The sequence below is a fragment of the Bradyrhizobium sp. LeoB3 genome, from assembly GCF_055456055.1.
The window spans coordinates 1-13959 of the sequence record NZ_JBVBEF010000058.1; the positions used below are offsets into that span (position 1 = coordinate 1).

The 13959-nt window shown below is 64.6% G+C and carries 15 protein-coding genes and 1 pseudogene; 13 read left to right on the forward strand and 3 right to left on the reverse strand.

The window, feature by feature from the left end:
* Positions 1 to 168, forward strand: a pseudogene (locus ACZXDY_RS29480) (formate dehydrogenase); the annotation flags it as partial.
* A 55-nt stretch (positions 169 to 223) separates the two neighbouring features.
* The gene (locus tag ACZXDY_RS29485; RefSeq protein WP_464347917.1) at positions 224 to 1228 is read left to right on the forward strand and encodes a formate dehydrogenase subunit gamma; all 1005 of its coding nucleotides are present in this window, start codon (positions 224 to 226) and stop codon (positions 1226 to 1228) included.
* 10 nt (positions 1229 to 1238) lie between these two features.
* On the opposite strand, the gene ACZXDY_RS29490 is transcribed toward ACZXDY_RS29485, so the two are convergent.
* Positions 1239 to 3230 carry a 4Fe-4S binding protein gene (locus tag ACZXDY_RS29490; RefSeq protein ID WP_464347954.1) on the reverse strand — a complete coding sequence of 664 codons (1992 nt, stop codon included), beginning with the start codon at positions 3228 to 3230 and terminating at the stop codon, positions 1239 to 1241.
* Positions 3231 to 3401: 171 nt separating this feature from the next.
* Here ACZXDY_RS29490 and ACZXDY_RS29495 point away from each other — a divergent pair, with 171 nt between their 5' ends.
* The 11 genes from ACZXDY_RS29495 (at position 3402) to ACZXDY_RS29545 (ending at position 11790) form a co-directional block, all read left to right on the forward strand.
* Positions 3402 to 4415 carry a DUF6352 family protein gene (locus ACZXDY_RS29495; protein ID WP_464347918.1) on the forward strand — a complete coding sequence of 338 codons (1014 nt, stop codon included), beginning with the start codon at positions 3402 to 3404 and terminating at the stop codon, positions 4413 to 4415.
* The gene (locus tag ACZXDY_RS29500; protein WP_464347919.1) at positions 4412 to 4888 is read left to right on the forward strand and encodes a DUF3305 domain-containing protein; all 477 of its coding nucleotides are present in this window, start codon (positions 4412 to 4414) and stop codon (positions 4886 to 4888) included. Before ACZXDY_RS29495 ends, ACZXDY_RS29500 begins: the two co-directional genes overlap by 4 nt.
* A gap of 18 nt (positions 4889 to 4906) precedes the next feature.
* A complete protein-coding gene (locus tag ACZXDY_RS29505; protein WP_464347920.1) occupies positions 4907 to 5548 on the forward strand; it encodes a DUF3306 domain-containing protein in 642 nt (213 codons plus the stop codon).
* 36 nt (positions 5549 to 5584) lie between these two features.
* Complete coding sequence (locus ACZXDY_RS29510; RefSeq protein ID WP_464347921.1) at positions 5585 to 6196, forward strand: TorD/DmsD family molecular chaperone; 612 nt, start codon at positions 5585 to 5587, stop codon at positions 6194 to 6196.
* 76 nt (positions 6197 to 6272) lie between these two features.
* Positions 6273 to 6398 (forward strand): hypothetical protein, encoded by a 126-nt coding sequence (locus tag ACZXDY_RS29515; protein WP_283807046.1) that lies wholly within the window; start codon positions 6273 to 6275, stop codon positions 6396 to 6398.
* Positions 6399 to 6470: 72 nt separating this feature from the next.
* Positions 6471 to 6686, forward strand: coding sequence for a hypothetical protein (locus ACZXDY_RS29520; RefSeq protein WP_464347922.1), 216 nt, complete (start codon positions 6471 to 6473; stop codon positions 6684 to 6686).
* Between the two features lie 99 nt (positions 6687 to 6785).
* Positions 6786 to 7679, forward strand: a complete 894-nt coding sequence (locus ACZXDY_RS29525) for a LysR family transcriptional regulator (RefSeq protein WP_464347923.1) — start codon at positions 6786 to 6788, stop codon at positions 7677 to 7679.
* Positions 7680 to 7853: 174 nt separating this feature from the next.
* Complete coding sequence (locus tag ACZXDY_RS29530; protein ID WP_464347924.1) at positions 7854 to 9164, forward strand: MFS transporter; 1311 nt, start codon at positions 7854 to 7856, stop codon at positions 9162 to 9164.
* Between the two features lie 11 nt (positions 9165 to 9175).
* On the forward strand, positions 9176 to 10087 hold the full coding sequence (locus ACZXDY_RS29535; protein WP_464347925.1) for an ABC transporter substrate-binding protein: 912 nt from the start codon (positions 9176 to 9178) through the stop codon (positions 10085 to 10087).
* A gap of 11 nt (positions 10088 to 10098) precedes the next feature.
* The gene (locus ACZXDY_RS29540; RefSeq protein WP_464347926.1) at positions 10099 to 10875 is read left to right on the forward strand and encodes a maleate cis-trans isomerase family protein; all 777 of its coding nucleotides are present in this window, start codon (positions 10099 to 10101) and stop codon (positions 10873 to 10875) included.
* A gap of 144 nt (positions 10876 to 11019) precedes the next feature.
* The gene (locus ACZXDY_RS29545) at positions 11020 to 11790 is read left to right on the forward strand and encodes an IclR family transcriptional regulator (RefSeq protein WP_464347927.1); all 771 of its coding nucleotides are present in this window, start codon (positions 11020 to 11022) and stop codon (positions 11788 to 11790) included.
* A 175-nt stretch (positions 11791 to 11965) separates the two neighbouring features.
* Here ACZXDY_RS29545 and ACZXDY_RS29550 read toward each other — a convergent pair whose 3' ends face one another.
* Positions 11966 to 12712, reverse strand: a complete 747-nt coding sequence (locus tag ACZXDY_RS29550) for an SDR family NAD(P)-dependent oxidoreductase (RefSeq protein WP_464347928.1) — start codon at positions 12710 to 12712, stop codon at positions 11966 to 11968.
* On the reverse strand, positions 12709 to 13950 hold the full coding sequence (locus tag ACZXDY_RS29555) for an ABC transporter substrate-binding protein (RefSeq protein ID WP_464347929.1): 1242 nt from the start codon (positions 13948 to 13950) through the stop codon (positions 12709 to 12711). Before ACZXDY_RS29555 ends, ACZXDY_RS29550 begins: the two co-directional genes overlap by 4 nt.
* Positions 13951 to 13959: the final 9 nt, after the last annotated feature.

Here is a 13959-nt window from a genome sequence, read left to right on the forward strand (position 1 = left end):
GGCGAGGGCAAATTGCCGATGTGCGCGGAGATGTGCTCGACCAAGTCGCTGCTCGCCGGCGATGGCGACATCATCGCTCAGATCTATGGCGAGCGGGTGCGCAAGCGCGGCTATGGTTCCGGTGCCTGGGGCTGGACCACGGCGTACCACGAGGACGTCGGGGTCTGAGCGGACAGGCTCAGGCGGCCCGCGATGGGCGCGGGATGAGAACAGGGTAACGGTCATGACGTTTCTCGCACGCTTTCGTCTGGCGACCTTCGTCCTGGCGCTGCTTGCGATATCAGCGGCGGCGCCCGTGTTCGCACAAGAGCGCGGTCCCGATGGCGCACCCAATCCGACCGCAAGCGTCACCAGCCAGCACGAATTGCTGCAGCAGATGCCGCGCATCACCGGCCGCATCGACATTCCCGACACCAGGGCCAGCGTACTGATCCAGCCGGCGGGCCGGACCTGGGAATATTTCCACCAGGTCCTGCTGCGCTGGGGCGGTGCGATTGTGATCCTTGGCACGGTCCTGCTGCTGGCGATCGCCTATCTGATCCTCGGACGGCTCCCGATCTCAGCCGGGCGCTCGGGGCAGAAAGTGGTCCGCTTCGAGGCGTTCGAGCGCTTCGCGCATTGGCTGACGGCGGCCTCCTTTGTCATCCTCGGACTGACCGGATTGAACATCACGTTCGGCAAGGCTCTGCTGCTGCCGCTCGTTGGGCCGGATATGTTCGCCACCATCTCGGAGATCGCGAAGTACATCCACAACTTCACGAGCTTTGCCTTCGTGGCCGGCCTCCTCCTGATCATGGTGATCTTCTTCAGGGACAATCTCCTGGAGAAGGTGGATATCGACTGGCTCAAGCAGGGCGGCGGCTTCATCAAGAACAGACACGCGCCGGCGGGCCGCTTCAATTTCGGCGAGAAATTGGTGTTCTGGCTGTCGATCGCGGCCGGCATTGCCGTGTCAGCCTCGGGATTCCTGCTGCTGTTTCCGTTCTACGGGACCGATATCCTCGGCATGCAGCTCGCGCAGGTGGTGCACGCCGTGACGGCTATCCTGTTCATCGCCCTGATCCTCGGCCATATCTATATCGGCACGGTCGGGATGGAAGGCGCCTTCGAGGCGATGGGCACCGGCGAGGTCGACCTCAACTGGGCCAAGGAACATCACGACCAATGGCTCGCCAAGAAGCTTGCGGGGGAAGGGCGCGCCGAACCTACGGCGACGCCGGCGGAATAGCTGCTCATTTTCAATCGTGACTGCCGCGGCGAGGCGGTGGCGCGTCGTCGCGCTCGCGCAGATAGTCGTCGGTGGTGCGGACGGTCGGGCTCGCCACGCCGTAGGATTCAAAGCCCTGCTCGGCGACGAAGTTGACGCGGCAATCGTCGCACATCTTGATGACGTCGAGCTTGCGCGGTGAGCCCTTGTACATCCAGTGCTTGCCTTCGAGCTTGGCGGCCACGCGCTCGATCGTGCTCTTGACGCCGAACGGCTTGCCGCAGCGGATGCAGCAGAACGGCTCTTCTTCCTTGAGGATGCGGGCAGGGGCTCTTGCCGCGCCGAAATCGAGCCGCGGCACCAGCGTGATCACGTTCTCCGGACAGGTCGACTTGCATAGGCCGCACTGAACGCAGGCGTCCTCCACGAAACGCAGCAGCGGCCGTTCGGGATCGTCGCGCAAGGCGCTGGTCGGGCAGGCCGATACGCAGGACAGGCACAGCGTGCAGCCGGTTGCATTGACTTCCACCGCACCAAACGGTGCGCCCGCGGGCAGCGGGATGATATCGGCAGGCGCTGGCGCCGCGCGATGCAATTCGCCGAGCGCAAAACGCAGCACGTCGCGTTTCTTTCCCGTGGCCCGGAAACTCGCCGGGCGCGGCGCCGGCGGCAATGACGGGATCGCGCGCAACGTCCCAAGCAGCGTGTCCGGATCGTCGGTCTCGATGGTGGCGATCCGCTCCGTGCCGAAGCCGAGCCCGGTCAGGATTGGATCGGCAATCGCCATCGTCCGCGTCAGGCCCGCAACGTCATGGCGCGGTTTTGCCCGCAGCAGGAAACGCATCGCAGACGCGCCATAGGCGAAGGCGGCGGCGATGCTCTCGAGCCCGATTTGCGTGACCTCGTTGACCGCGAACGGCAACACGTTGGCCGGCAATCCATCGCCGAACCGCGCCAGCGCGTCGATCAGCGGCGCACCATGTGCATCGTCATGCACCAGCACGATCGCCTGCTCGCCGCCGGCTTCGCGATAGGCGATCAGCAGCGCGCGCAATTTGCGCATCAGCGCGTCTTCCGGCGGCAGCGCGTAGGAGGCGGCGCCGGTCGGGCAGGCCGCCGCGCACTGGCCGCAGCCCGCGCAGATATTCGCATCGATCGCGACATGATCGCCGGCCGGCGTGATCGCGCCTGCGGGACAGAGATCGAGACAACGGGTGCAACCGATGCGCCCCGAGCGCGAATGCGCGCACAGCTTGGCGTCGAACGTGACGTAGCGCGGCTTCTCGAACGTGCCGACGAGATCGCGCGCCTTGAGCACGGCCTGCAGCATCGCCGCGGGGGAAGCGGGATCGGCGCGCAGATAGCCGTCGCGCAAATCCGCGGCCGGGAACAAGGACACGCCGCCGGTCAGATCGAGGATGATATCGCAGTTCGATCGCGCATTGTTGCGCGAAGGGCCGAACAGCAGCGTGTCGCGCGAGGAGGGTGCGGGTTCCGCGAAATCGTCGACCACGACCTCGAAGGCGCCAAGATGGCCGCGCGCCGCGGTCACCTTTCCCTTCGCTACCGGGAATTCGTCCTTGCGCGGTGGCGCGATGGCGGCGGGCGGCTCGATCAGCACGGTGACGTCGAGATGGTCCTTGAGCAGATTGCCAGCCTCGATTGCGCTCTCATCGCGGCCGTAGATCAGGATGACGCCGCCGCTTTCGAGTTCGACCGATGGTGCCGGCGGTGCAGTCTCGGCCGCCGCCGCAAGCAGCGCCGCCATTTTCGGCCCCGCGCGGTCGGCATCGCCGGACCAGCCGGCGGTTTCGCGGATGTTGGCGAATTGTATGGATTGTGTGCGGCCACTTTCTTCGGCCACGTCGGAGAACAACGCCGCTTCCTGGGTACAGGCGACCGTGAGCGGGCCGTCTTCGGCGGCGATGGCTCGGAAGCGATCAATCTCGGCGCGGCAGAGTTGCGCTGCCGTCATCGGCGAGTGACGACAGCCGCGGCTGATTGCATCGCCGTCGAGCGATATCGTGCCCTCGCACGAACAGATGAAAACACGCTTTTCGGTCTCAGACATGCGGTCACGAACCCGTGTAGCCATACGGTACAGCCGGCGAAACTGGCCGGGAACATGTGCAAAGTATATACTGCCTCTCAGGCAAAATACGATGGCGGCATAGCGACTTGCAGGGAGCATCGGATGAGTGCGCCGCGCGATTTCTGGCTGGCTTGCGGCCATCATCTGCTCGACCGCGACAAGAGCGGCCGGCTGCTGGTCACCGACGACTTCCTGAAAGCCTATCTGGCGCGGCCCGAACTGATGCCGCCGCCGGAGGCCTGCGCGGCGGAGCAGGAGTTGCACCGCGCGCTGCTGAGTCACCCGCGGCTGCCGATCTCGGCCGCACAAGTCGATGCGATCGCCGACGCTGATGCGCGCGAGAACTGGCAGATGATGATCGCCTGGCGCGATCACCTGGTAAGGCACGGGAGCCTCGAGGCCGCTTATCTGGCGATCATCAGGCGCAACATCGCCTTTCCCCAGCTCTTCATCGGCCAACTGGTGCAACTGATCCTGCGCAACGCGCTGGATGATTGCCCCGATGCTTTCATCCTGCGCGCCGCCGAACTGTTCTTCCGGCCGCAGAAGCTCATGATCGAAGGGGCCTCGGTTCTCGCCATTGACGAGGAACGGGGCTCGCCAACCGGCCGGCATTCAGCGTCGCCGCTGATGGCGCTGCTCGGGCTGCCCGAGGCCACTGAGGTCGACGTGCTGAAGGAGTCCACGGCGGGCGGCTATTGGGCGCGCAGCGACCGGTTCGACCTGGCGCTCGACCTCGCCGCCAGTGGGCGGGGGATGGCCGCGCTCGGCGATGTGATCGCCCGTTGGCTTGCGCATCTGCTGGCGATCGAGGTCAAGGTCGAGCCTGTGGCGGAACTGCGCGAGGCATCATGGAACTGGTATGTCGGACTGAGCTCCGACGCCACTCGCATCGGCGACGCGATCTGGCATGGCGATGATCTCGACGACGGCGTGCGCGCTCAGTTGATCGGCCTGTTCCGGCTGACGTTCCGCGATCCCGCCTATATGATCGAAAAGGTCAGGGGCGAGCCGGTTTATTTGCTGCTCGCCATGACCACTGATGGGGCGTTGCGGCTGAAGCCGCAAAACCTCATCACCGGCTTGCCGATTGCGAACACGGAGGCAGTCAATTGATATCGACGGCGCTGGAGCGCATTTCCGTTGGCGTTGTGGTCGAACGGCGCAAGGGCAGGAGCGCCTGGGCCGACGTCCTCTGGCGACCGGTTTCGGTGCTCGTGGGAAGCCCCTCGGCGGCGCCGTGGACCCCGCTCGATAGGCAAGGAGAGGTGACGTTGTTCTATGCCGGCGAGGCGGTGATCGAACTGCACCGCACCGAGACCGGCAACTATCGCGACAATCTTGCATCCGGCTCGCCCGCCCTGTGGGTCAATCTGCGCCCGACCGGCTCCGAGCCGCCTTACGAACTGCTTGCCGTCACCGCGGATCCGGCCGAGGGCGAGGCGTTCACCGACGCCGGAAGCAATCTCGTCGAGGCGGTGCCGATGCCTGCCGGCGTCGCCGAGATCGTCGAGCGATTTGTCGCCCGGCATCATGTCGAGCGCCCCTTCATCAAGCGGCAACGCGACCGGCAGGGGCCGCCGACTTAGGACAAGAGAGAGTGCACCGTGGCTGAAGAGCACAATGTTTTCCTTCGCTGGGCGCGGCTGAAGCAGATCGCGAAAGAGCGCCGGGATGCGGCGGTCGCTCCGACCGGCCGTGAAGAAGCAGCCGCGCCGCCTGCAGCCGACGCGGCGGGCGATGAACCGTTCGACCTCGCCAGCCTGCCGTCAATCGAATCGATTGTCGCCAACACCGACATTGCCGCGTTCCTGCGCGCCGGCGTGCCGGCCGAATTGACCCGCGCGGCATTGCGCCGGGCCTGGACCAGCGATCCCGCTATTCGCGACTTCATCGGCATCGCGGAGAACCAGTGGGATTTCAACGACCCGACCGCAATTCCGGGGTTCGGCCCGCTCGGTCCGACGGAAAACGCCACTGACCTTCTCGCGCAGGTCTCGCGGCGGCTGGAGCAGATTCCGGATACGCTCTCAGACATGACGTCGCCCGCCGATACGGTTCGGCCCGCGGCGGCCAATTCCGCCGAACCCGTTCTCGATCCTCCGCCCGCGACAGAGGGACCGTCGCTAGCTGACGCTGCACAATCGAATGAAATGCAGGACCTTGGCTCGCAAGGCGAGCAAGCCCCTCGCGAGCAAGCGCTAGAATCTCCCCGAAAGCGGCGTCATGGCAGCGCATTGCCGCAATAGCGATCGACAGGGCGCCATGTCTTTTTGGATCGAACCATGACGGATTCAATTTCAAAGGGCACTGCACCGCGCATCGTCGACGAGATCGATCGCGCCCGGGCGCAGGAATACGCGCTATTGGCGACCCTGCTGACGCGCAGCCCGGACGCCGAACTTCTTTCCCGTCTCGCCGGCCTGCGTGGCGATGCCAGCCCGATCGGAATAGTGCATATCGCGTTGGCCGAAGCGGCGGGGCGGACCGATCAAGAGCGCGCGTCGCGCGAGTTCTTTGCGCTGTTTGCTGGCCTGGGGGACGGAGCACTGCTGCCCTATGCGTCGCATTATCTTGCCGAGACATTGTACGGGCGGCCGCTCGTTCGGGTGCGAGAAACGCTCGATAGTCTCGGCATCGAAAAGGCGCCGGAACGGACGGAGCCGGAGGATCACGCCGGATTCCTCTGCGAGATCATGGCGGGTCTGGCTGGCGGCAGCATCGCGGCGCCCAATGGTGCCGACCGTGACTTCTTCGAGCGGCATCTTTCGCCCTGGATCAGGCGCTTCTTCATCGACCTGGAACGGGCAAAATCGGCTGATTTCTATGCATCGGTCGGCGCGCTCGGGCGCGCCTTCATCGACATCGAAGCCGAGGCGCTCGCGCTTTCGGCCTGAACGCCGCTTTTGCCTCCGGCTGAGACTCATTCGCTGCGGAACTGTGGTACAAAATGACGTGAAGAGGAGAAACACGATGCGCGCGTTCGTCCTGGCCTGCCTGTTTGCGGTCGTTGCCGCGGTTGGAGCGGCGGTGATTCTCGACAATTTCGTCCAGGAATCGGCGACCTCGGCCTTTGCCTTGCCGAGCGCCAGGGTTTAGCGCCGCATTCACATCGGCGTGGGTCTCGAAACCTTAAGCTGATCGCACGGACTCAATTGAGTGGAGAGGGAGATGCCTCATATGATCCGCTCAATGATTTCAGTCTTCGCCATTGCCGTTGTAATTGTTATTGGAACCCTGTTTTGGCGAGCGCATTCGCATCCGGTTGAATTGACCTCTGCGGCCATGCCGCCGCTGGCGCAATTGCACACGATGGCCGGCGTCGAGAAATTGCCCGCTCAAGAGATCGAGGATCAATCGCTCGTCTATCCGACACCGACGAGATAGGCTGACGCGATAGCCCGGGCTTGGACGGCCGGTTTGAGAAACGGGATCGGCCCATGATAGGGCTAGGCGGAGAATGTCTCCGTCCATTGCCGGCCCGCCATGCGCCCCCGAACCATCGATCTCAATCTGCTTGTCATGCTCGAGGCCCTCGTCGCCGAGCGCAGTGTTTCCAAGGCTGCGCGGCGCATGGGATTGACGCAGTCGGCGATGAGCCACGCGCTGCGGCGGCTTCGCGACACCTTCAATGATGAGCTGTTTGTCCGCTCCCCCGACGGGATGGAGCCGACGCTGCGCGCGCTCGAACTCGCCAATGCGACGCATGCGGCGCTGGAGCAGATCGAGCGGACTATCGACAAATCCGCAAGCTTCGATCCCGCGACCGCGGAGCGAACCTTCACGCTGCGGATCTCCGAATATGTATCGGGCCACCTGCTGCAGCGCTTGTGTCCGATCCTGCGCAAGGAGGCGCCCGGCATCCACATCAATGCGGCGCATTTCACCGGCGATGCGCGCGAGGACGAGATCGTCGGCGACGAAATTCACGTCCGGCTTGCCTCGTCGGGAAATCCGGAAGGCCGGCGCGAGCGGCTGCGCGTGCTCGACGAACGCTTCGTGGTGCTGATGCGGAAGACCAATCCGGCGCGTCGCAGCAAGATGACGCTGCCGTTCTACGCCTCGCTCTCGCATGTCAAGGTCACCGGCACCATCGGCACCAATGTGATCGATGATGCGCTGCGCATCCGCGGGCTCTATCGCCAGATCGTGTTCAATGTGCCGAGCTGGCGGGATGCGCGCCATATCGTGGCCAACAGCGATCTCGTCGCCGCCATACCGGCGCGATGGGCACGCGACCGGGAGACGCCGCTGCCCTGCGTCGCGGTCCGCTTTCCGCTTGATGACGTCACCTTCGCGATCGACCTCGAATGGCATCCGCGCTTCGCGCTCGATCCCGGCCAGACCTGGTTCCGCGCGCTGATCGCAAAGCAGTTCTAGCGCGGCACGCCTTCATCTCTCCCGCTTGCGGGAGAGGGGGCGCAGCGTCCATCCTGGGCGCCTTCTGTATGAATTCAACTCATATTCAACATGAAAATTATGAGTTTTATTTATCCGACCGGTTTGTGACATCGTGGGCCGACAACAAAACAAGAGACGGCGGGAGAAACGCAGGTGGCCCTTCAGAAGCGATATCTTGTCTACATTGGCCTGTTCGTGCTGATGTTCATCAACTATCTCGACCGGGTTAATCTCTCGGTCGCGGCCAAGTCGATCTCGGAGACCTACGGTCTGACGCCGATCGACATGGGCTACATCTTCTCCGCCTTTCTCTGGACCTATCTGATCTGCCTGATCCCGATGGGCTTGCTCGCCGATCGGTATGGTGGCCGCGCCGTCACCTATACGACGCTCGGATTGTGGTCGCTGGCCGGCATCTGGACCGGCCTTGCGACGACCTACTCCTCGCTGTTCGCCTCGCGCCTGGTGCTCGGCGTCGGCGAATCCGCAAGCTATCCCGCCGGCGGCAAGATCATCCGCGAATGGGCGCCCGAGGGCGAGCGTGGCATCGCCTCGGCATTCCTCAATTGCGGCGCGCATGCCGGGCTTTGCGTCGGCTCGGTCGTGGTAGGCTCGCTGATCGTCGCGTTCGGCTGGCGCGAGTCGTTCTACATCACCGGCGCTGCCGGCGTCGTGCTCGCGCTGCTCTGGTTCGCGCTGTATCGCCAGCCGGAACGTGCGTCGTGGCTCAGCGCACAAGAGCGCGATTTCATCCTGAAGAACCGAGGCGCCATCGCCGCACGGGGAGCCGGCGAGTTAAATCAGTCGGCCGCGCTGAAAGGACTTCTGAGCAGCCCCTCGATGTGGGCGCTGGCGCTCACGCAAGGCTGCGCCGGCTATACGCTCTATCTCTTCATGACCTGGCTGCCGAGCTATCTCGCCGCCACGCGTGGCATGGATGTGCTCAAGTCGAGCCTGTTCTCCGCCATTCCCTATGGCGTGGCCGCGATCCTCGGCCTTGGCCTCGGCTGGTTCAGCGACAGCCTCTTGAAGAAATCAGGTCGAGGGAATGCCGACCGGCGCAAGCTGATCGCGGCGATGCTGCTGCTGTCGTCAGTGATCCTCGCTGCTCCGCTGGTCGATTCGATCTGGGTCATTACGATGCTGATCAGCATTTCGCTTGCCTGCGTGGCCACCGCAATGGCGATGAACATTGCGCTCACCGCCGACCTGATGACTGACGGCCGCTACAACGGCGCGGCCACCAGTCTCTTGATCATGGGCGGCAATCTGTTCGGCACGGCCGCGCCGATCGTCACTGGCTATGTGGTCGCGACCACCGGCGGTTATTCCGGCGCGTTCCTGATTGCGGGCGTGCTGCTGCTCGGCGGTGCCGTGGTGATCACCCCGGGGGCGCGGACGCCGATCCGGCTTTCAGCCGCGTCGGAAGCGAGACTGCAGGACCGCGCGGCTTCGGTCGTCTAAGGGAGCAAATCATGAAGAAGCTGACATTCACCGCGGTCTCGCGGAACTACTTCAACATGCCGGTCTGGATCGCCAAGCACCGCGGCATGTTCGCAGATGAAGGGCTCGATGTCGCGATCGAGCTTTATGAGGGCGTCGACGAGGTGACGAATCGCATTCGTGATGGCCGCGCCGAGCTCGGCTACGGGATCACCGAGCACGTGATCCTCGACAGCGAGGCCGGCGGCTTCCTCGAAATCGTCGGCGGCAATGTCAACCGGCTGCCGTTCTCCTTCATCACCGGCAAGAACATCAGGACGGCGGAGGATCTGCGCGGCAAGACCGTCGGCGTCTCCTCGATCGAGGCGGGCAGCTCGTCGCTGGTCATGAAGCTGCTCGCCGCACGCGGCCTCGAATACCCGCGCGATTACAAGATCCGTGCGGTCGGCCCGATCCTGACGCGCTGGCAGATGCTGCAGTCCGGCGAGATCGATGCCGGCCTGCAGGGCGCGCCGCTGAATTACATGGCGATCGACCAGGGCTATCCCAGCCTGTGCGAGCCGCGGCAGGAGGTGCCGTATTTCCAGTTCACCTCGCTGAACGTCGACAGCCGCTGGGCAAAGGCGAATACGGACACGATGCACCGCTTCATGCGGGCCTTCGTGCGGGCGCATGAGTGGTTCTTTGCCAACCGTGCCGGCGTCAGCCCGATCGCGATCGCCGAAACCGGGATCGCGCAGCGCTATGCCGAGCGCGCCTGGGACGAATACACCAGGGATGAGATTTTCCCCCGCGATGGGGATGCGAACGACGCCGCGGTGCAGGCGCTGATCGAGATCAGCTCCTTGATCCGCGCGGTGCCCAACCGCGTCAAGTCGCAAGCCGCCGACTACATCAACCGCAGCTATCTGCACGCCGCGCAGCACGACGTCGCGGCGGCCTGACGGCCACGACCATGTCGACCTTATCTGATATCGACTACGGCAGCCGGCTTCGCGCCGGGCTGCTCATTCCATCCGGGAATTCGGTGGCCGAGCCGGAGATCCGCGCCATGCTGCCGCGGCAAGTCTCCATGCTGGTGACACGGCTGGCGTTGCGCGGCAGCTCGAAGCCGGAGCTGATGCGCATGCTCGATCGGCTCGAGGCCGCCTCTGAGCTGCTGGCGGACGCCGAGGTCGATGTCATCGTATTCCATTGTACGGCGGTCTCGACCTTCGCGCCGGAGCTCGCCGGCGGAATCCGTGAGCGCATCCAGTCGGCCTCCGGCATCCGCTGCTTCACCACGGCGGATGCGATCCTGGCGGGATTGACGCGCCTGAACGCGAGGCGGGTCTCGCTGCTGACGCCCTATATCGATGAGGTGCACGCGCGCGAGATCGCGTTCCTGGAAGCCAGCGGTTTCCAGGTCGCGGGCGGTGCTAATCTCGGGATCAACACCAATTCGGAAATGGCGGGCCTCAGCCCCGAGGCGATCCTCGACTGGGCCAAGGGGGCGATCGATCCGCGCGCGGATGCCTGCCTGATCAGTTGCACAGCAATCAAGTCGGCGCCGGCGATTGCCGAGCTCGAGAGAGTCTCAGGAGTCCCCGTGCTCACGAGCAATCAGAGCATGGTGTGGCACCTCATGAGGTCGAACGGCATCGACAGCGATGTCGCGGACTATGGTTGCCTGTTTTCGACCGGCCGGGTCGTAAGGGGCGCAGAGCGGAAGCCAATCGCCGCGAATCGTTAAGGCAATTCACAGGCGTGGAGGTGGCCCACGTGGACCAGCCGCGCAGATAACTTTTCGTCGCGCGGGTGATCAGGTACATCCAGGCTTCGTTCCCTGCCGCCTCGGCAGGGAGATGATGTGCTGGCATGTCCCAAGGCTTCACGGATGAAGAAGACGAAGAATGTGCAACCGGGCGCTCCCGCCCTTGAAAAGGGGCTGGATCTCCTGGAAGCGCTGTCGGCTGAGGCGCGCGGTCTCAGCCAGAAGCAGTTGGCCGAGCGGGTCGGCCGCTCCGTCGGCGAGATCTTCCGCATGCTGGTGGCGCTGGAGCGCCGCGGCTATGTCACGCGCGATCCGGCGACGGGTGAATACACGCTGACGCTGAAACTGTTCCGGATCGCCTCGCAATTCCCGCCGGCGGAACGGCTATTGAAGGCCGCGCTGCCCGTGATGGAGCAGCTTGCCGGCCGGGTGCGGTTGTCCTGCCATCTCACCGTGCTGCACGGCGAGCAGTTCATGGTGATCGCGCGGATCGAGCCGGAATGGCTGATGGGTTGGTCGGTCAAGGTCGGCGCCGTGTTTCCGCTGACCCAGCAATACGCGTCGGCGAAGGTGCTGGCGGCGTTCCAGCTCGAAGGCCGGCGCGAGGAGCTTGCGGAAGTCATCGCCGCCAATGATCGCATCAGCGGCAAGAAGGCGCTCGCGGCGCTCGACCGAATCTCGGAGGAAGGCGGCAACTTCTCCAACGACGACGGCTATACGCGTATCCTCGCCTATAGCTGCCCGATCGTCGAAGCCTCCGGCCGTGCGGTCGCCGCATTGACCGTGCCGCTGGTGCGAGAGGGCCGCATCTCCGCCGGCGAAGCCGCCACCATCGCCACCGAGCTGCGCGCTGCTGCGAAGATCATCTCGGAGAAGATCGGCGGCGTGCCTTAGAAGTCGAGTGGCAGGCACGGTGGAGGTGTGCTCCCTCTCCCGTTTGCGGGGGAGGGCCGGGGTGGGGGTGTCTCCGCGAGGCGAGACTCTTCGTGTGGACAGAGCCCTCACCCGGATCGCATCTGACGATGCGATCCGACCTCTCCCGCAAGCGGGAGAGGTGAAGGGAGCGTCTCTAACCTACCGTCATGCCGCCATCGACGACCCAGGCGGCGCCGTTGACATGCGCGGCGGCGTCGGAGGCAAGAAACGCGACGACATCGGCGATATTCTCCGGCTTCCCGTACGGCGCACCACCGCTGCGGCGTGGCGTGACGGACCGCTCGCGCGCCTGGTCCTCGAGCTCCTGGATCATCCGCGACTCGATCGGCCCCGGCAGGATCGCGTTGACCCTGATCTTCGTTCCCGTCACTTCCAGCGCCGCGGTGCGGGTCAGGCCGAGCACCGCATGCTTGGACGCCACATAGCCGGCGAGCCCCGCACGGCCACGGATCGCCGAGGTCGATGCGGTGTTGACGATCGCGCCCCGGCCGCGCGGCCTCATCCTCGCCAGCACGTATTTGAGACCGAGGAAGACGCCCTTGACATTGACCTGCATCAGCCGGTCGAACGTATCGTCAGGGTATTCGTGCAGCGGTGCGACCACGCCCTCGATCCCGGCATTGTTGGCGAAGATGCCGATCGGACCCAGCTTCTGCTCGATCGTTTCGATAAACGCCAACGTCTCCGGCGCGCTGGAGACGTTGGCGCGGACGGCCAGCGCCTTGGCGCCGGCCGCTTCAACCAGGCGCGCCGTCGCTGCGGCCGCCGCCTCATCGATATCGACGATCGCGACGGCCGGGGCGGTTCGGGCCAGCGCGACCGCGATCGCCCGCCCGATGTCGCCACCACCACCGGTGACGAGCGCTACGTCGCCCTTCATGATTTCAGGAAGTCACAGCCGCCTTCCTCCAGCGGCCGCCACGCTTCGCTCGGCGGAATGGTCTTGATCAGCTTGTAATAGTCCCAGGGATATTTGGACTCTTCCGGCTTCTTGACCTCGAACAGATACATGTTGTGCAGCTTGCGGCCATCGGCGCGAACGCTGCCCTTGCCGAACAGGGGATCGTCCGTCGGCAGCTTCTTCATCTCCTGCACAACTGCCTTGCCGTCGCTGGACGCACCAAGCGCGTCGACGGCCTTGAGGTAGTGCAGCGTGGCGGCATAGACACCGGCCTGCAGCGCGGTCGGATAGCGGTCGCCGTTGCGCGGCGCGAAGCGCTTGGCCCAGGCGCGGGTATCGTCGTTGAGATCCCAGTAGAAGGATTCGGTGAACTGCAGGCCCTGCGCCGTCTTCAGCCCCAGCGAATGCACGTCACTGAGATAGAGCACGGTCGCGACCACGCGCTGGCCGCCCTGCGGGATGCCGAACTCGACCGATTGCTTGATCGAATTGATGGTGTCGCCGCCGGCATTGATCAGGGCGATGACCTCTGCCTTCGAGCTCTGCGCCTGCAAGAGGAAGGAGGAGAAATCCTGGCTGTTGATCGGCGTGCGCACGCCGCCGACGACATTGCCGCCGAGTTTCTGCACGACGTTCTTGATGTCCGCCTCCATCGCGTGCCCGAACGCGTAATCGGCGGTCAGCGTGAACCAGGTCTTGCCACCGCTGCCAACGACCGCCCGCGCGGCGCCGGACGACAGCGCGTAGGTGTCGTAGGTCCAGTGCACAAGATTTGGCGAGCATGATTTGCCGGTGAGATCGGACGAGGACGCGCCCGACACCAGGAGCGTCTTGTTGTTCTGCTGCACGACGTTGCGCACCGCGAGCGCCACCGAGGAATTCGGCGCGTCGATGATGGCGTCGGCCTTGTTGCGGTCGATCCATTCGCGCGCGATGTTGGCGGCGAGATCGGCCTTGTTCATGTGGTCGCCGCTAATGACTTCGATCGGCCTGGTCATCTTGTGCGGCGAGGCCTGAAAATCCTCCACCGCCATCTTCGCCGCCAGCAGCGATCCGGGTCCGGTGACATCGGCATAGAGGCTCGACATATCCGTAAGCACGCCGAGCCGAAGCGGCCCGGGCTCCTGTGCCTCTACGCCGAAGCTGGCAAGGCCCAATGCCATGCCGCCAAGGCCGGCCATCAGCCGGCGGCGGTTCAACGAAATAGACTTTATCATATCCAAAAC

Bases quoted from the DNA above. Each gene is read 5' to 3' on its own strand.
- ACZXDY_RS29550 (WP_464347928.1), bottom strand. From the start codon at position 12,712: ATGAAGGGCGACGTAGCGCTCGTCACCGGTGGTGGTGGCGACATCGGG.
- ACZXDY_RS29525 (WP_464347923.1), top strand. From the start codon at position 6,786: ATGCGCCCCCGAACCATCGATCTCAATCTGCTTGTCATGCTCGAGGCC.
- ACZXDY_RS29545 (WP_464347927.1), top strand. From the start codon at position 11,020: ATGAAGAAGACGAAGAATGTGCAACCGGGCGCTCCCGCCCTTGAAAAG.
- ACZXDY_RS29540 (WP_464347926.1), top strand. From the start codon at position 10,099: ATGTCGACCTTATCTGATATCGACTACGGCAGCCGGCTTCGCGCCGGG.
- ACZXDY_RS29485 (WP_464347917.1), top strand. From the start codon at position 224: ATGACGTTTCTCGCACGCTTTCGTCTGGCGACCTTCGTCCTGGCGCTG.
- ACZXDY_RS29495 (WP_464347918.1), top strand. From the start codon at position 3,402: ATGAGTGCGCCGCGCGATTTCTGGCTGGCTTGCGGCCATCATCTGCTC.
- ACZXDY_RS29520 (WP_464347922.1), top strand. From the start codon at position 6,471: ATGCCTCATATGATCCGCTCAATGATTTCAGTCTTCGCCATTGCCGTT.
- ACZXDY_RS29515 (WP_283807046.1), top strand. From the start codon at position 6,273: ATGCGCGCGTTCGTCCTGGCCTGCCTGTTTGCGGTCGTTGCCGCGGTT.
- ACZXDY_RS29535 (WP_464347925.1), top strand. From the start codon at position 9,176: ATGAAGAAGCTGACATTCACCGCGGTCTCGCGGAACTACTTCAACATG.
- ACZXDY_RS29555 (WP_464347929.1), bottom strand. From the start codon at position 13,950: ATGATAAAGTCTATTTCGTTGAACCGCCGCCGGCTGATGGCCGGCCTT.
- ACZXDY_RS29510 (WP_464347921.1), top strand. From the start codon at position 5,585: ATGACGGATTCAATTTCAAAGGGCACTGCACCGCGCATCGTCGACGAG.